Genomic DNA, 18,581 nt, shown 5'->3' with positions numbered 1-18,581 from the left:
ATCAGCTCTCTCTTTCTTTAAATATCTCTAAATTTCTTAAATTTTTTCATGTTTTTTCACAAACAAAAAGCTGCCCCCTTTCTTGGAAGCAGCTATACTTAAATTGTTTTTAAAAAGCATTTTTAAACTATATCCCTTTTTATCCTCATCAAACCATTGAACAAGAACGGCAAAAGGAAAAATGCAAGCAGAACAAGGCCTATCACAACGCAGATTGAAACCTGCATTAATGTCAAAATCCCAGATGGCAGCATTGCCGCAAATGTGCCGGCTAAAATTATCACCGCTGATGTTACAACATGACCAATGTTTGCTGAGGTAAGCTTTAGTGCTTCTGAAAGTTCTAAATTTCTATATTCGTAAAACCTTATCAGCAAAAATACACTGTAGTCTATACCCAGAGCTAAGAATACAACAAAGGTGAAAAATGGCACTGCCCAGTTGAGTGCTTCGTATTTGAATATTCCTTTGAAAATCATCTCTGTGATAGACAGTGCAAGGTAGTAGTCGACAAAAACTATTATTACCATTATTGCAGCATTAAAGATTGACCTTGAAATTAGGAACATGAGAATAAAGATGCTTATTATCATTATTAGTCTCAAAGTCTTAAAATCTTTAAAATAAATGCTCTTCAAATCATGGTTTGAAGATGATATCCCACCAACTCCTACCGACATAAACTTTGTGTTTATAAACTCTAAAGAGTTATTTAAAACCTTTTCCACATTATCAACAATATCAATTGCCTTGTTTGTATACGGATTTGTGTCAAGAATCAAGATTATCTTTGTTATTGTTCTATCTTTGTTCATATATGAATCTAAAGCCTTTTTGAAGCTACTGCTTTTTATAGCCTCTGGTGGGACGTAAAAGATGTTTGTTGTTTTGTATCCTTCAAAATAACCCTTCATACTCTGCATAGAATTTGCCATCTTGTTAAGTGCATCAGAAATCTGTAAAAGAGCTGATTTTAAGCTTGTAAACCCTGTCTGAAGTTCATCAACTTTTTTTAGAATCTGTTCTTTTTGTTTGTCAAATTCCTGAAGTTTTGAATACATAAGGTTTACACCTGAGATTATTTGCTTTTGACCTTTGTCAATTTGATAGTAGCCACTTAGAACCTTCCCTTGAGCATCAGCAAGCTGTTTTGAAGCTGAAGTTATGCTATTAATAGAATTTGAAATAAGCTTCAGAGCTTTGTCAGCTTCATTTATCTGGGCTGAAATCTTTTCATATTCAGAAGAAAACTCTTTTAGCTTTGGAGCAAACTTATTTGCTTCAGTTTCAATTTTTGATAAAATCTCAGATGCCATAATATAATTGATATCCCTTGAGATTTCCGGATACTTATTTGAAAGTGCTTTTAAATTGTTATTAGCAGTATTAATACCTGTCAATAAAAGTTCAATTTGATTTACATCAAATCCCTGTAATTCACTTTTTACCTTATTTATTGACCTTGTATACTCAAAATAGAATTCTTTAAAGCCTTCAGACAGCTTGCTGCTTCCAATTGAAAGCTTATTAAGACCATCATATATCTTCTTAGAACCATTTAACCCCTGTTCAAATCCACTGTTTAGTTTTTCTAAAGAAATTTTCAATTCATATACACCATTCTCAAGCTGTGAAATGCCAGTTACAAGTTTTTGAACATCAAATTCTTTTGTTGACATATTTAAATTTTTATTTATAGTCTCAATTGCATTGTTAACTTTCAAAAGACCATCTCTCAAACTATCAATACCTTTTATAACAGTATCTGCTTGGTTTGACAAAGTAAATTGTTTTATAATCTCCCCTTCAGGTCTTGTGACTGAATACACATCTTTTATACCTTTTTGCTTACTCAATATCTCAGTTATTTTTTCAATGTCAGACAGAGCATCTGAAGTTGCCAAGTTCTTATTAGATTTTAAATAAATTGTAACAGGAAATGTTTTCCCACTGCTAAAGTTTTTTGAAATTATGTTAAATCCTTTTACGGATTTGTACTTTTCAGAAAGCTCGTTTAGTGTGTTGAATGACAAATCGCCTCTGACTGATAAGAGAAAAGGTATTAAGATTAATATCACTGTTGTCAACACCACATAAGGATATTTAGTCGAAAGTCTTGCAGCAGTTTCCCAGAGTTTGCTGTGGGTGTGGTGTATTTCTTTATTAAATGGCCAGAGAAGATTTTTACCAAAAATTTTAAGCACAGTTGGAACCAAGGTTAAAAGCACAAGCAAGAGCACCAGCACGCTTATTGCAATTGCTGTCATTGCCCTGAAAAAGTTAAAAGATGCTGCTGCAAAAGCTGAAAAGCCTGCAAACACTGTAAGACAGCTAAATATAACCGTTTTCCCTGCTGTTTTGTAAGTTGTCAAAATTGCATCATCAACATTTTTACCATTTGCAAGCTCTTCTCTGAACCTTGAAATTATCAACAGGTTGTAGTCAGTTCCTATGCCAAACAGTGACACAACTATAAATGTTCTTGTAAAAGTATTGATTGGAAAATTAAACTTATCTGCCAAATGTCCAACTATGCTAAGTGAAATTAAAAACGAAACACCAACTGTTAAAAGTGAAACAATTGGTGTGACAGGAGAGCGGAAAACAAGAACTAACACAATTATAATAAATATAATTGTGATTACATCGGTCTTTTTAACACCATCTTCTGAAGCTTTTACAAAGTCTTGAGTAATTAAATCTCCACCTGTAAGATACACCTCTAAATTCTTTGGTTTTTGAACAGATTCTATAAACTTATAAATATCATTTCTTATTTCAATAATTTCTCTTCTTGACTTGTCTGCTTGAATGCTTGCAAGGACAACCTTGTTGTTGCTTGATACGTAGTAGTTCTTTAACTCTGGATTCTTAAAATGAGTTGAAATATTTTCAATGTTGTATCTTTCTTTGCTATTGTCAAGTCCATAAATTATTTTCTTGATTGCTTCAATGTCTTTATTCGAAAGACCATTTTTGTCATAAAATACAATTGCTACTGTTGAAAGCTTTTTATCCTTTGGCACTCCCTGATACTCTTTTTCTAACGCTGCTGCAACTTGAGATGGATATTCCTGACTAATTTTAGGTTCACCTTTGAGTCGAACTATTTTATTTATATCTGGCATAGTAACTACAAATATAACTGTTAAAATTGCCCATATAATAGTGCCTAGCCACGGACGTTTTAAAATTACTCTCACACACCTCACCTCTTTTAAAATATTACACAGCCTATTTTAACATATGCACTGACCAAACGTCAATGACTAAAAGTCAATTTAAAAATTAAAAAATTAGCTTTTGCAAAGGAATATACCCTTTACAAAAGCTTTATCTTCACAAATTTGAGTTTTCCAACTTGCAAGACATCTCCATTTTGAAGTTCAATGTTAATAAAAACCCTATCATCGCTCTGTTAACTAAAATTAGTACAACCTAATCTTAGGTTATGAAAATTTGGAATAACTTTTGATATCATTATACTACATTCTTATCAGTATTACAATTGACTATTATAAAATCCTTTATATAACAGCCCAAACTTCTGCTTTTTCAAAAACTTTCTTATTTTGTCTCAACACCACAATTGAATAAAGCAAAAGTTTTTAATTAATAAAAGGGCCTGCAAATTTTGCCGTAAGCCCTTTTCAAATTGTTGTTATACATTACTTATTCTGGTATACCTGCCTCTTTGGCAGATTCCTCAAGTTGTTTTCTGACTTCCTCTCTTGTGTATTCTTTCACCTCTTCATACCTCTTCTGCCATTGTTCAATGACTTTTTCGGTTATTCCACCTTGCTCTGCTAACTCCTTACCTTCTTCTGTCTTTAAATATGTTATCTTTTTAACTTCTAGATCATAATCAAAATTTCTTACCTTAGCATAATATTCAATAGCATAGTCTTTATATCTCTTCCATACACTCTTCCAATTCTGTGGATTTCTTTTAAGTTCATCCATTAAACTTTCATAATAAGCCATTGCCTCTTTATCAAGTTCTTTTTTCTTCTTCCTGATTGAATAAAATTCATCATCTCTGTCTTCTGCTAAAGAAGATTTTTGCATATAATTACTATCTATATTGTTTGTGTCTTGATACCTATCAGCTATAACTGAATGATTAATTAAAATTAAATCAAAAACTTTTCTTGCAATTGGATCATTTATTTCAGTTGCAAGATTAGTATAAACAGCATCGCATGTGGTCTGACTCTGGTTGCTATCTTCCTGCTTTCCACTTACCACTTCTTCAGTATTTTCTGCTCTATTATTTAGCTCAGATGCCAAAACTACCTTCTCCCCTGCTTTGACTGTGTCCCCCTTCGATTCTGTCTTTCCTCCATAAAAAAACCAACACAACAATCCACAGCCTGTCAAGATAAACATGCATATTATACCAATTATTATAATTCTCCTTCTCATTTCCATAGCTCCTTTCTCATTACATTTAACACCTGTCGTTTATACATACAATAATTAGCAGCTGATGCCACCAGAGTTTGAGAAGGACTGTATAGAAACATACTGTAACTTATATTTTGATTCACATTTATATAATATATTCCAAGCTTGTACCATATGCTCTGTTAGTTTTAGTATACCAAAATATTATCAAAAAAACAATTGAAAATACTATTAAACCTAAAAAATACTTTAAAAACTTTATTTGCCAATAAATGTTGCCATTATTTTTTGGCAATTTAATTTGATATTAGTACAGTTAAAATTTTTACTGATATAATTCTGATATAAAATCAAGCTTTACATAATAATATTACTTCTTAAATAATTTATTTGCTTTTTATCTGGCACAACAACAGACAACCTACTAAACTCAAATTCCTGCGTTTGTAAAATCGTAATGTTTCTTAATATGAAAATCAAAAAAGCTTTTGCGAAGATTTTTCCTTCACAAAAGCTTTAGTTTTACCAATTTTATCTTTTAGCTGTATGGCATCAAAGCTTTTAAATGTCAATTTCAAAACTTACACTCCATAACAAATCATATATTTATTCTCCTCTTTTGCTTTTTTAATCTTCTTCAAAAGTTCCTTAAGACTTTGGTCTTCTTTTGTCCTCGGGTCACTTTCTACTACTTTCTCTAATTCAGGAAGAGACTCGGGCGGTATCAATGTGACTCCATTTACGTCTATACCATAAAACTCTTTATCAAAACCTCCTCCAACATAGGTTTTTACTCTCCTCAGCCCCATCTCCCACCAGTCCAATACAATATCACTATCCACATATATACAATCATACTTTTCAGGCTCATACTCACCATAATATTTGTTTCTATCTATCTCGTCAATAATACCAAATTCACACATTGTACCTTTGTACATTTATAAAAACACCTCCATAATGTAATAAATTAACACAACTTTATTATTTACCAAAACTAATTAAATCCCCGGTTGGAACTAAGTTCACGCATACTGCATCTAAATAATACCCATTGTATCTGAATCTGTACACATTAGGAGTTTTACCATCAACAAGTTTTTGTGGCGTTAATTTCAATTCAATAACTCTTTTCCTAAATTCATCAGCCTTTCTTACATACTCACATATATTTGATGCTGCTACTTCTTTACCGTGTGTTTTGAAATGATAATTTAAACACTCAGCTCTTGAACCAAAACTTCCTGGTCCCCATAGATTAAGTAAACTCTGGGGAATTTGACGACTTCCTGTTGATGTGGCACTTCCAAAAGTTTCTCCCCCATCTTTAGCATACCATGTTATTTTAATTCTTTCTTCACAAGTTAAAAGCGGAACTCCACTTACAGTGTATTTGTTCTTCCCAATCCCAACATTAGAAAATTGAAAGCTTTTCTTCATGTTCCCAGTATCTATAGTACCATATACCAAGTCTACTGAATCTATTCCTAAATTTGTTATATCGAAAATAATTGAATCTTCAGTTGCAACCCAATTTAATATAACATAATTTGGTAATGTGTTTCCTAATATTTTCTCTTCGCCTTTATTAGTTTGAATTTCTCTAATTTCAGAACTGCTATCTGAACTACCTAAAATTTCATTGCCATAGTTCTGGGTAATATTAGTAACTTGTTGTGCTCTTAAATCATCTGCTACATTTGCTAAAGTTCCTGTACAAAAAACTCCTATTAATACAAGTATTACAACTATCATACTTGTAAGTCTTAAGATGCCTTTTCTCATATCCCCAAATCTCCTTTCTATTTTTTACATTATAATTTCTTCTCTACCTACCTAACCAATAACAAAATCCTTATAACTTCTATAGGCTACAAAGGGCAAAAATAATAATTTTAATTACCACAGGCAACACTTTTTCTTTAGTTCAAATTAAAACTTTTTATAACAATGTCACCTCTTTAACTATTTATTTACTTTTACTATATCACAACAACAATAACAATAACAATATGTAAACTGTCTAAATTTTTATTTAGAGTGCTTGTAATATTGCAACAAAAATACAACCATTGTTTTATGCAAAATAAAAAAGCTTTTGCAAAGGAAAAACCTTTACAAAAGCTTTACTTTTACAAATTTTAGCTTGCCTACCTGCAAAACATCGCCGTTTTGAAGTTCAATGTCAAGTTCATTTACCTTATCACCGTTGAGTTTAACAGCACCGCTTTTTATAAGCCTCATTCCCTCGCTTGTAGAGGAGCAAAGTTTATTTTCTACCATAAACCTTGGCAGGTAAACCTTGGGACTCACAAGCTCAACCTCTGGAATGTTATCTGGTATGTCTTTTTTCTGGAACACTTTTATAAATTCTTCTTCAGCCTTCTTTGCAGCCTCTTCGCCATGGTATAGCTTTACTATCTCTCTTGCAAGTCTCATCTTTGCATCTCTTGGATGCAAAGTCCCTTCTTCAAGCTTTCTTTTCATCTCTTCAATCTCTTCAGGCTCTAAATCGCTTGTTAGTTCATAGTACGAAATCATAATCTCATCAGGGATTGACATTACCTTTCCATACATTATATTTGGCGGTTCATTTATTCCAATATAGTTTCCAAGGCTCTTGCTCATCTTGTTAACACCATCTGTGCCAACCAAAATTGGCATCAAAAGAGCAACCTGGATTGTTTTGCATCCATACTCCTTTTGCAGCGTCCTTCCCATAAGAATATTAAATTTCTGTTCTGTTGCGCCAAGCTCAACGTCAGCTTCAATCACAACAGAGTCATACCCCTGCATAAGTGGGTAAAAGAACTCATGTATAGAAAGTGGCAAGTTCTTCTCCATTCGCTGGCGGAAAGTTTCTCGCTCAAGCATTCTTGCAACTGTGTACTTTGATGCCAGGTTTATAACATCTAAAAAATTCATAGGCTCAAGCCATTCGCTGTTGTATCTAATTGTAGTCTTTTGCGGGTCAAGAATCTTTAAAACCTGCTGCTTGAATGGCTCTGCATTTTTTTGGACCTCTTCTTTTGTAAGCTGTTTCCTCGTCTCAGATTTCCCTGTCGGGTCACCAATCATTGCTGTAAAATCACCAATTATCAAGATTATGTTGTGCCCCAAATCCTGAAGCTGTTTTAGTTTCCTTAAAACAACAGCATGCCCAAGATGCACATCTGGCACGTTTGGGTCAAGGCCAAGTTTTATGTTTAAGGGTCTGTCCTGCTTTAGCTTTTCAATGAGCTCTTCTTCAGTAATTATCTCAGCTGCGCCTTTTTTGAAAACTTTAAGCTGGTGTTCTATGTCCATCTGCCACATCTTCTCCTTTCTATGTTTTTATATTCCAAGTCTTTCCTTTACCATCTTCACAAGCCAGTTTGCTTCTTCAACTTTAAAAAGATAAATCAATCCTGCATAAATTGCCATACCAAGTACAATAGCTATTAAAGTGTAAAGAGAAAAAGGAGCAAAGTGCATATTTAAGTTTATAAACCTTTGCTTAAAAAGATATACAAAAATGCCCATTATTAAGCTTGCAATGAGCGATTTTACAAGCACACTTGCGATCCTCTTCCAACCAATTGACCCAAGCTTTTTGCGAAGAGAGATAAACAAAAGCACTGTTGCTATATAGTTTGCAGACGCAAAGGCCATTGCCGCACCTGTGTGCTTGAATTTATGTATAAAAATTATGTCAAGAATGATATTACAAACTATTGCAATAACACCATTTTTTACTGCTGTTTTTGAATCTTTTAGAACATACAATGTTCTGTTCAAAATATCTCTCAAACCTAAACCCACAAACCCCAAAGAGTAAAACATGAGTGGTGATGCTGTGAGCATAGTAGAATAAACTGTAAAATTTCCTCTCTGGTAAATTAGCCTTGTTATCTCTTTTGAGAGTATCATGCCACCTACTGCAAATGGCATCATAAGAAGAATAATTGAGTTTACTGAAGATACAAAAAATTTTCTGAAATTTTCTTTATCACCCTTTGCTTGAAGGTTTGAAAGTGTTGAAAATGCTAAAACCGAGATAGATGAAGAGAAAAACACCAACTACCATGTCATTGAGCTTCCCAGCATATGCAACCGCAGCAACAGCACCACTACTCGTCCCTGTCAAAAGATACCTATCAATAAACGTGTAAACCTGTGCCATGCTGCTGCTTATAAAAACAGGAAAAGAGAATTTTATCATGTTTATAATATTTCTATCCTTCAATCCAACCACAGGATAGAATTTAAATCCATATTTTTTGGCATTGTATAGCTGATAGACAAGGCTCAAAAAATACCCAAAGACAAAACCAACTGCAACAATGTATATATCTATCTTCTTAAAATATCCAAAATATGATAAAAATATAGCAACAAAAATTGCAAGATTAAACGGAATGCTTGACAAAACTGGTTTTATAAAATTGCCATTTGCCTGAAGAAATCCTTGCAAAATGTTTGCAGAACTTGTAAACAGTATCATGAATATGGTTATTTTAAGTAACCTTGAAGCATAAAATATCTGCTCACTTTTACTTGCATGTACTTGAAGTAAAATGAGCTGTTTTGAAAAGATAAAACCTAAAATTGCTACAACGCTCGATGCAAGAAGTAACGTATTTATTACGCTGTTTGTAAACCTTACTCCTTCATCTCCACCTTTTTTCTCTCTAATCTCAGTGTAAAAAGGAATAAAAGAAGTTGAAAATGCAGCAAATACAGAAGCAAAGAGTATATTCGGAAGCTGCAAGGCCAAAGGAAAAGCATCTGCTTTTATACTGGTGCCAAACCTTGCACCAAACGCTACCTCTCTAATAAATCCTATTAGCTTTGTAAAGACTGTTACAGCAAAAAGTTGCAACGCTATTTTTGTTGCTTTCTTGAACTGCAATTTATGTTCCTTCCTTTCATATTCAAAAAGGTTTTACTCTATGCTTTCTTCTAAAATCTTCTCAATACTCTTAATCTCTTTAATTAACGCCTCTTCGTCAATTGTCAAAAGTCTCCCATCCATGTATAAAATTTCACCATCAACAATTGTAGCATAAACATTTGAAGGATTGCTACTATAAACAATGTTTGAAATAGTATTGTAGCAAGGAAGCATATTTAAATCATTTGCTTTTATCAATACAATATCAGCACTAAAACCCTTTTTTAGTCTGCCTGTGTTGTGAATATCTGCTGCCATCGCAGCATTTACAGTTGCCATTTTCAAAACCTCTTGTGCTTTCAATATTTCAGGAAGCCTGTACATTCCCTTTTCCAAAAGTGCTGCAATGTGAATCTCTTCTAAGATGTTGAGGTTGTTGTTGCTTGCTGCAGAATCTGTGCCAATTGCAACATTAACACCTGATTTAATCAAATTAAAAACTGGAGCAAATCCATTGCCAAGCTTTAGATTGCTAGTTGGATTGTAAACAGCTGTGACACCATTTTCAGCTAAAATCTCAATGTCCTCGTCATCAACATACACACAGTGTGCTGCAATACATGGTCTTGTAAAAAGCCCAGCTTTTTGGCATAGCTTCACAGGCGACATATCGTATTTTTCATAACACTGGTTTACCTCATCTTCAGATTCGCTTAAGTGTATCATTATCCCAGTGTTAAATTCTTCTGATAGCTCAGCAACTTTTTCAAGCAGCTCATATGAGCAGGTATACACAGAATGAGGTCCAAAGAAAACCTTTATCTTGTCGCTTGAATAATTATAAATCAATTCTTTTGTCTCATCAAGTCGCTGCTGCTGTCTTTCATCTGTTTGAAGTCCTCTTGACAAAACAGCCTTGATTCCAGTTTCAAGAGCTGCTTTTGCTGTCATATCTTCATGAAAGTACATGTCAAAAAACATTGTTGTTCCACATTTTAGCATCTCAGCAATACCAAGCAAAGAGGAATAGTAAACTATCTCTTTTGTTAATTTCTCCTCAGCAGGAAAAATCTTTTCAAAAAGCCACTCATAAAGAGGAAGGTCGTCTGCATACGACCTCAAAATGGTTTGACCACAGTGAGTATGTGCATTTATAAATCCAGGCAGAGCAATGAGATTTTCTGCATTTATAACCTTGGTAGCAAACATCTTCTCTTTTGATAGTTCTATACTTTGTGAAATCTCTGAAATCTTGCCATTCTCAATCAAGATATCTCCTTTTAAAACTTCATTCTCTCCATCAAGAGTTATTATAGTTGCACCTTTTATTAATAAGTCCATTATCTACACTTCCCAACTATTAAGATATTTTTTCTGCTCATTTGTGAGCCTATCTATTTCAATTCCAAGCGATTTAAGTTTAGCCATCGCTACATAAGAATCTATTTCGCTTGGCACCTGATAGACTTTTTTATCCAAATTCTTGTAATTTTGCGCAACATAAATGGTACAAAGTGCCTGAATGGCAAATGACATATCCATAATCTCTATTGGATGGCCATCTGCTGCTGCAAGGTTGACAAGCCTGCCTTCTGCAAGTACAAATACATCTTTGCCATTTTCAAGCTTGTAACCTGTGATATTCTTCCTTGCTTCATAAATTTTTATAGCTTTTTTCTCAAGCGTTTCTATGTCAATTTCAACGTTAAAATGCCCGCTATTACACAAAATTGCTCCATCTTTCATCTCCAAAATGTGTTCATATCTTACAACATCTTTGCACCCCGTTGCGGTGACAAATATATCACCTATCTTAGCAGCATCTTCCATCTTCATTACCTCAAACCCGTCCATATATGCCTCTAAAGCCTTTATAGGGTCAACCTCTGTCACTATTACCTTCGCACCAAGACCTTGAGCTCTTTTTGCAATGCCCTTGCCACAAAAACCATAGCCTGCAACAACAACATGCTTCCCCGCAACTGTGATATTGGTTGTCCTCATTATTCCATCCCATGTTGACTGACCTGTACCGTACCTGTTGTCAAAAAGGTGTTTGCAGTATGCATTATTGACTGCAATCATAGGGAATTTAAGCTTTCCATCCTTTTCTAATGCTTTTAATCTTATTATACCTGTTGTAGTTTCCTCACATCCGCCCATTATCTTATCAGAGAGGTTTTCAAGTTTTGTGTGAAGAAGGTATGTCAAATCACCACCGTCGTCTATTATCAGCCTAATATCATTTTCAAGCGTCTTTTCAAGATGGTAAAAGTATTCTTCTTCAGTTGCGCCTCTTATTGCAAAGACTTCAATATCCTCATGTACAAGCGCTGCTGCAATATCGTCTTGTGTTGACAAAGGGTTTGAGCCTGTCACATACACATTTGCTCCAAGGTCTTTCAAAAGCAGTGCCAAATTTGCCGTCTTTGCCTCAAGATGAACCGAGATTGCCACATTTATACCGTTTAAAGGTTTTTCATTAATATAATCTTTTCTTATCTGTTCGAGTATAGGCATAAACCTCTTTGCCCACAGAATCTTCCTCAGCCCTTCTTCCCATAGACAATAGTCTTTTATGATTGCCAACAACACCACATCCTTTTTTGGTTTATTTATACTCTGTTTTTCTCTAAGTCCTTGAACTTTGTATGCTTGTCCAAGAACAAAAGCTCAATTGTTCCAGTCGGACCATTTCTGTGCTTTGCAATTATAAGTTCTGCTATGTGTTTTTTGTCAGTGTCAGGATTGTAATACTCGTCCCTGTACAAAAACGCAACAATATCCGCATCTTGCTCAATTGCACCACTTTCACGAAGGTCAGAGAGTATCGGTCTGTGGTCAGCCCTTGTTTCAGGTGCACGGGATAGCTGTGAAAGAGCAAGCACAGGGACATTTAGCTCTCTTGCCAAAGCTTTTAATGACCTTGAAATCTCAGCAATTTCTTGTTGTTTGCTTTCAAATCTGCCACGAGCTGTCATAAGCTGCAAATAGTCAACCATCACAAGACCAAGACCTTTTTCTTTGAGTTTGAGCCTTCTACACTTTGCCCTCATCTCAGAAACTGTTATGGCAGGTGTGTCGTCAATATAAATTGGAGCATTTGACAAAAGTGCCAAAGCCTTTGCAAACTTTTTCCACTCTTCATCTTCCAAATTACCAGTGCGAAGCTTGTGGCTGTCTATCATTGCCTCTGAACAAATCATTCTTGTGACAAGCTGTTCTTTCGACATCTCAAGCGAAAATATAGCAACAGGAACACCTGCCCTTAAGGCTGCATGCTGGACAATGTTAAGTGCAAAGCTTGTCTTGCCCATTGCAGGCCTTGCAGCAATCAAAATCAGATCTGATGGCTGAAGCCCTGCTGTCATTCTGTCAAATTCAGCAAATCCTGTTGGCACACCTATGATATGTGATTTTCTGAGATACAGTTCCTCTATCTTATTGTATGTTTCAATTAATATTTCTTTTAAATGAGAAAAATCTCTTGAGCTTTTGTGAGAAATCACATTGAAGATAGTCTTTTCAGCAAAATCAACTATATCTTCAACTCTTTCTGTCTGGCTTTTACACTTTTCTATTATCTTCATTGATGAGTTTATAAGCTTTCTAAGTAGCGACTTTTCCTCAACAATCCTTGCATAATATGTAGCATTTGCAGATGTTGGCGTGTTTATAACAAGATTTGTCAAATATTCACTTCCACCAACCGCCTCAAAACTTCCTCTTTCTCTTAGACGTTCTGAAACTGTTATAACATCTATGGGCTTGCCCTCTTCAAAAAGGTCCATGATAGCTGCAAAAACTTCTTTTAGCTGTGGGGTTGCAAAATCATCTTCTGTCAAAATCTCTGTGATGTCAGAAATTACCTCTTTGTCAAGAAGCATCGCCCCAACAACAGCCTCTTCTGCCTCGCGGCTTTCTGGCATTTCACTGTGGCTTTGGAGAATATCAGGTTCCATGGTCAAATCACTTCCTCTTTAGCTTGAGGTCACATGGACTTTCAGTTTTGCCACAATACCTTGATAAAGTCTAATTGAAACCTCATAACTTCCAATTTGCTTTATTGGGTCTTCAAGCTCAATCTTTTTCTTGTCCATGTCAATTCCAAGCTGTCTTTTTATCTCATCAGCTATTTCTTTGTTTGTAATAGACCCAAAGAGTTTTCCGTTTTCACCTGCTTTCGCTTTTATTATTACCTGACTTTTCTCAAGCTTGTCTGCAAGGTCTTTGGCAAGCATAAGCTCTTTTTCTTTTTTCTTCTGCTCAGCCTCTTTCTTTTCTTTAATGTGCTTTTCTAACCCCTCTGTTAAAGGTGCTGCGAGCTTTCTTGGAATTAAATAATTTCTTGCATACCCATCATTTACTTCAACAATTGAGTCTTTTTTACCCAAGCCCTTGACATCCTGAAGAAGCACAACTTTCATAGCAAAACCTACTCCCCTTTTTTATTTTTAAGTTTTTTGATTTTCCACAATGTATTCATCAATTGCTTTGAAAAGTATATCTTTTGCCTCATCCAAGGTTACATTTTCAAGCTTGCTACCTGCTGTCTCCAAGTGTCCGCCACCGCCTATTTTTTCTAAAATTAGCTGGACATTTATCTTGCCGTTTGACCGGGCACTAATTAATACTGTGTTGTCTATTTTGCAGACTACAAAAGATGCATCAATCCCTTTTATATTCAAAAGCTCATCTGCTACCTTTGCTATTATAACATTATTCCTGCAAGTTTGTGAATAATCAATAACAACTGCAATATTTCCATAAAGTACCTGTGCATTTGATATAAGCTGGTGCTTTAAAATGTAATCTTCCAAGTCCTCTTTTAGATATTCTTTTATACTCTCAGGCAATGCTTCATTTTCTCTAAGGTATGTTGCAACCTCAAATGTTCTAACACCTACATTTTTGGTAAACCCTCGCGTGTCAATCATAATACCAGCAAGCATAATTTCTGCTTCAACTTTTTTGAGCTTTATTCCTTCATAACTCAAAAGCTCGGCAACGAGCTCTGATACAGACGATGCGTATGTCTCTGAATAGCAAATGAGAGCTTGTTCAATCCAGTCAGCTGCTCTTCTGTGATGGTCAATTACAATTATCTTCTCAAAACTCAGAATCATATTTGGCATATCAACGTAACTTGTCCTCTGCGTATCAACAACAAACAAAAGTGAATTTTTTGTCTTTAGCTTGAGCGCCTTTTGCTCGTCAATTATCATGTTTTCATATTGAGAATCTGATTTTAGCATTTCAACGAAATCCTTTATAGTTGGGTTAAAAGAATTTATAACAATATATGTCTCCTTGTTTAAATTTAAGCAAAGTTTCGCAAGACCAACTGAGGCACCTAAACAGTCCAAGTCAAAATACTGATGGCCCATGATAAAAACCTTGTCAGAGTGCTTTATAATTTCTTTTATAGTCTGTGCCATGACACGTGAGCGGACTTTTGAGCGTTTTTCATGCTCTTTTGTCTTCCCGCCATAAAATTCAAACTTTCCATTGTAGAAAACCACAAGCTGGTCGCCACCACGTGAAAGTGCCATGTCCAGCGCTGTTTTCGCATCTTTTTGAGCTTGGAATATAGAGTCATCTCTTATTCCAATACCACAGCTGATTGTAGGAATTATTCGATTATACAAGTTTACCTCTTTTATCTGATCAAGTATATTAAATCTTCTTTCTTGCATTTTGTAAAACGCTTCTGTATTACAGATGAAAAGGTACTTGTCTCTTTCATATTTCATCAAAAACACATCAGACCTTATCTGGTTATAAAACCAGTCCATGACCCGCCTTTCAATCTCAGATGCAATGTTTGACTTTGAAACCTCCGGTGCAGAATTTAAAACATCATCGTAGTTGTCAATCATAAGATAACCAAAAACCACATTTTGAAGTTCAAACGTCTTCTGAAGAGTAACATAATCTGTTATGTCGATAAAGTAAAAAAGCCTCAAATACCTTTTGTCGTTTTTCTCTTTCTCTACCTCAACAAGAGTAATAAAGACATTGAAAAAATAGCTCTGATACTCAAAACTATCCAGCCTTGGCTTGTTATCTAAAATTGCCTGATAAAGCTCTGGAAGTTCATCTTTTAGATTTTTGCCAATAAGTCTCTTGTCTTTGGATATTTCTAAAAACTTCTGGTTATACCATATAATATCTCCGTTGTACTCTGTGATTAGTATAGGTAAAGGAAATTTTAAAAGTGTATCTTTTGATGCAGTGTCAATGTTGAGGGTAAGTGTTTCTATAAATTCTAAAAGTTGTTTATTCTTCTTTCTATTTATTCTTATGTTATAAGCTGCAAGTAAGATTATGAGTGAAAAGCAAATTATACCAATCCTAAGGTTATAGTACAAAATTATTAAATTAAAAACAAAAGAAAGTGCAAATCCTGCTTGAGATACAGAAAAGTCAAATTTAAAATGTACCTTTTTATCTTTCACAATTTCACCTTCTTTGGTCCTCTTTTCTTAAAATCAAATACCAAATCTAAAAAGCCGATTAAAAACATTATCGGTAAAATTTGAAAACTAAAAGTTATAATAACAATCATCATCCAGCCTCTAAAAAATAGTGAAGAAATCTTCTCAGTAATAATTGCATATATTAAAGAAAGGGATTGAATAAAAAGAAGCCATAAGAGAATTATTATCATGTTGCTGACAACAATGTACAAAAGGTTCACTTGTGTCAGAAAAAAAGAAAGTATAAAGAAGACAACAACCCCTACTGTCACTTCTTTTGGCATAAATAGCTTTTCAAAATTTAGAAAATCCTTTTCAATTTTTAACCTCTTTGCAGTCCATTTAAAAAAATAGTAGGCAACAGTCCCAAATGTAATTGATTCTATTATAACAAAACTGGGTACCATCAGTTTCATAAATTCGGCAAACTTATCAAGTAAAACATCTTCGTTTAAGGCTTTAAAATATTCCTCAAGCATATTCTTTAAGAACAAAATTAATCCATTTATAATGTCAATTTTATATAGACTTTTGATTGCCTTTATCATAAAAACTTGGTATGCCAAAAAAGCTACTATTAAAGCCGAAAAGTCTAAAATATAGTTTTTTGCGTATTTCAAAGTGATATAAATTGTAACTGGAACAATGTATACAATCAAAAGATAAACAAATACTATTGGAGTTTTATCCATAAACATAAGTCCAATACTTGCAAAGACATATGAGATTATAATTCTTGGAATAAAATTTTCTTTGGAAATTAAAGTATATAAAGGAACAAACAAGAGTACTAATAGAGGATTAAACTGTGACAAAAACAAAACAAATTGAAGTAAAGCAAAAATCCCAATAAGCAAAGACTCTTTTGCCAACTTTTTCATACTCTTCTCATCCATCCTCACTTTTTATTTCACTCTCTCATTACCGAATAAGACCCAAGAAGCTTATAAAATGCAGACTTTCTCTGCACAACTTTTAGAGCATCACTCACATCCTCTTCATCTATAAACCCATCAATATCAACAAAAAAAACATACTCGCCAAGACTTGTCTTTGCCGGTCTTGATTCTATCTTAGTTAAATTTAAATCATATAGATTAAATATGGCTAAAATCTTATATAAACTTCCCGGTTTGTCATATGTTGAGAATATTATTGATGTCTTGTTCTTTTCTCCTCTTTCAAAATTAGGAATCTTATTCAAAACAAAAAACCTTGTAAAGTTATTGTCTTGATTTATTGGCCCATCTATTATCTGCAGGTTATTTTGCTTTGCTGCAAAGAGCGAACAGATGGCAGCATCAACTTTGCCTTCTTTGCACATCCTTGCCGCATACGATGTACTGTTTACCTGTATTAGCTCTGCGCCCTTGTAATTTTGTCTTAGATAGTCATGACATTGTGAAAATGCTTGCGGATGTGAAGCAATCGAGTTTATCTTCTTTGTATTCTCTCTGCTACAGAGGTAATGCTCAACCTTTAAAACTATTTCTCTTATGATATAAACATCTGCTTTCAGAAGATTGTCAAGTGTAGTTGACACACTTCCTTCAATAGAATTTTCAACAGGGACAATTCCGTGCACTTTTTCATCCTCAGTAACCATCTCAAATACATCATCTATTGTATCACAAGGTAGGAGGTCTATATTTTCATCTTTTATTATAAATCTTTTTGCAGCTTCATAAGAATACGAACCAATGGGACCTAAATAGGCAATCTTCACCTTTTCACCTCAAATCTGCTTTTTATATATTTTAACATTGATTTTATAAGTATTAAAGGCTCAAAATAAAGTTTAAACAAAAAAGGTCCTTTGACCAGTAAACTTGCGGCCAAAGAACCCTTTTGGAAAGCCCATTTTTATTATAAAAACTTTACTTTTCACCACAAAGCTCTAAAAGTCTCTCCCATCTTCTATCAACTTCCTGCTGAATCTGCTCAATTAAATGTTCATTCCCTTTCTTGAATAGGTGTCTGAATCTCCCCTGTGTCTTTAAAAACTCAACAACAGGAAGCTTTTCTTTTGGCTTGTATGTGAGTCTGTACTGACCGTTTACAACCTCGTAAAGAGGCCAGAAGCATGTATCAACTGCAAGTTTTGAAATTTCAATTAGCTTTGATGTTTCATATCTCCAACCTCTTGGACACGGAGCCAAAACATTCAAAAATGCAGGACCGTTGGTATAAAGTGCTTTTTCTGCCTTTTCAATTAAGTCTTTCAAGTTTGGTGTTATGAATGCTGTCTGTGCAACATATGGTATACCATGTGCAACCATTATCTCGGTCAAATCTTTTCTCCATTGCATCTTACCAGGTAAAACTTTTCCTTGTGGTGATGTTGTTGTATCAGCATAAAGTGGTGTTGCAGAAGATCGCTGGATACCCGTGTTCATATAAGCACCGTTGTCGTAGCAAACATATACCATGTTATGACCTCTTTCCATTGCACCAGACAGTGACTGCAAACCTATATCGTATGTTCCACCGTCTCCTCCAAATGCGATGAATTTAAATTCACCTTGAACTTTTCCTTTTTTCTTCAAAACCCTGTACGCTGCCTCAGCACCTGCAATTGTTGCAGCAGCGTTTTCAAATGCACTGTGGATAAATGAATCCTTCCATGCTGTGTACGGATAAATACAGCTTGAAACCTCCAAACAACCTGTTGCAACACCAACAACTGCTCTGTCTTCTGGCTTTAAAGCTCTTAAAATTGCTCTTACAGCAACGGGCGCACCGCAGCCTGCGCACATTCTGTGCCCGCCTGTAAATCTTTCAGGTCTTGCAGCAAGCTCTTTTATATTGTATGCCATTTTAAA

Annotated in this window: 15 protein-coding genes; all 15 read right to left on the bottom strand. The window is 34.6% G+C overall.

What is annotated here, in order from left to right; all coding sequences use genetic code 11:
* Positions 1–122: 122 nt before the first annotated feature.
* Positions 123–3,203 carry an MMPL family transporter gene (locus PGC14_RS02925; protein WP_271629476.1) on the bottom strand — a complete coding sequence of 1,027 codons (3,081 nt, stop codon included), beginning with the start codon at positions 3,201–3,203 and terminating at the stop codon, positions 123–125.
* A 469-nt stretch (positions 3,204–3,672) separates the two neighbouring features.
* Positions 3,673–4,425, bottom strand: coding sequence for a hypothetical protein (locus PGC14_RS02920; protein WP_271629475.1), 753 nt, complete (start codon positions 4,423–4,425; stop codon positions 3,673–3,675).
* A 563-nt stretch (positions 4,426–4,988) separates the two neighbouring features.
* Positions 4,989–5,348 carry a hypothetical protein gene (locus tag PGC14_RS02915; protein WP_011917008.1) on the bottom strand — a complete coding sequence of 120 codons (360 nt, stop codon included), beginning with the start codon at positions 5,346–5,348 and terminating at the stop codon, positions 4,989–4,991.
* A gap of 43 nt (positions 5,349–5,391) precedes the next feature.
* A complete protein-coding gene (locus tag PGC14_RS02910) occupies positions 5,392–6,192 on the bottom strand; it encodes a hypothetical protein (RefSeq protein ID WP_271629474.1) in 801 nt (266 codons plus the stop codon).
* Between the two features lie 330 nt (positions 6,193–6,522).
* Positions 6,523–7,713, bottom strand: coding sequence for a tyrosine--tRNA ligase (gene tyrS, locus PGC14_RS02905; RefSeq protein ID WP_271629473.1), 1,191 nt, complete (start codon positions 7,711–7,713; stop codon positions 6,523–6,525).
* A gap of 27 nt (positions 7,714–7,740) precedes the next feature.
* Positions 7,741–8,463 (bottom strand): murein biosynthesis integral membrane protein MurJ, encoded by a 723-nt coding sequence (gene murJ / locus PGC14_RS02900; RefSeq protein ID WP_271629472.1) that lies wholly within the window; start codon positions 8,461–8,463, stop codon positions 7,741–7,743.
* Positions 8,396–9,298 carry a lipid II flippase MurJ gene (locus tag PGC14_RS02895; protein WP_271629471.1) on the bottom strand — a complete coding sequence of 301 codons (903 nt, stop codon included), beginning with the start codon at positions 9,296–9,298 and terminating at the stop codon, positions 8,396–8,398. The genes murJ and PGC14_RS02895 overlap by 68 nt, the downstream gene beginning before the upstream one ends.
* A gap of 33 nt (positions 9,299–9,331) precedes the next feature.
* Positions 9,332–10,621, bottom strand: coding sequence for an amidohydrolase (locus PGC14_RS02890; RefSeq protein ID WP_011917004.1), 1,290 nt, complete (start codon positions 10,619–10,621; stop codon positions 9,332–9,334).
* 3 nt (positions 10,622–10,624) lie between these two features.
* Positions 10,625–11,875 (bottom strand): adenosylhomocysteinase, encoded by a 1,251-nt coding sequence (locus tag PGC14_RS02885; RefSeq protein WP_083755744.1) that lies wholly within the window; start codon positions 11,873–11,875, stop codon positions 10,625–10,627.
* Between the two features lie 20 nt (positions 11,876–11,895).
* Positions 11,896–13,242 (bottom strand): replicative DNA helicase, encoded by a 1,347-nt coding sequence (dnaB, locus tag PGC14_RS02880; RefSeq protein WP_011917002.1) that lies wholly within the window; start codon positions 13,240–13,242, stop codon positions 11,896–11,898.
* Positions 13,243–13,260: 18 nt separating this feature from the next.
* Positions 13,261–13,707, bottom strand: coding sequence for a 50S ribosomal protein L9 (rplI, locus tag PGC14_RS02875; RefSeq protein ID WP_011917001.1), 447 nt, complete (start codon positions 13,705–13,707; stop codon positions 13,261–13,263).
* Positions 13,708–13,734: 27 nt separating this feature from the next.
* Positions 13,735–15,738, bottom strand: coding sequence for a DHH family phosphoesterase (locus PGC14_RS02870; protein WP_271629470.1), 2,004 nt, complete (start codon positions 15,736–15,738; stop codon positions 13,735–13,737).
* Positions 15,735–16,640 (bottom strand): DUF2232 domain-containing protein, encoded by a 906-nt coding sequence (locus tag PGC14_RS02865; protein ID WP_039766095.1) that lies wholly within the window; start codon positions 16,638–16,640, stop codon positions 15,735–15,737. Before PGC14_RS02865 ends, PGC14_RS02870 begins: the two co-directional genes overlap by 4 nt.
* A gap of 29 nt (positions 16,641–16,669) precedes the next feature.
* Positions 16,670–17,485 (bottom strand): prephenate dehydratase, encoded by an 816-nt coding sequence (gene pheA, locus PGC14_RS02860; RefSeq protein WP_039766093.1) that lies wholly within the window; start codon positions 17,483–17,485, stop codon positions 16,670–16,672.
* Between the two features lie 151 nt (positions 17,486–17,636).
* Entirely contained in the window at positions 17,637–18,575 is a 939-nt protein-coding gene (locus PGC14_RS02855; RefSeq protein ID WP_039766090.1) for a thiamine pyrophosphate-dependent enzyme, read from the bottom strand.
* Positions 18,576–18,581 lie beyond the last annotated feature (6 nt).

Origin of the sequence: Caldicellulosiruptor sp. DIB 104C (genome assembly GCF_028198085.1) — a bacterium.
Classification (GTDB): Bacteria; Bacillota; Thermoanaerobacteria; order Caldicellulosiruptorales; family Caldicellulosiruptoraceae; genus Caldicellulosiruptor; species Caldicellulosiruptor saccharolyticus.
Note: the sequence above shows the minus strand (reverse complement) of the source record. Positions and strands in the feature narration are given on the sequence as shown.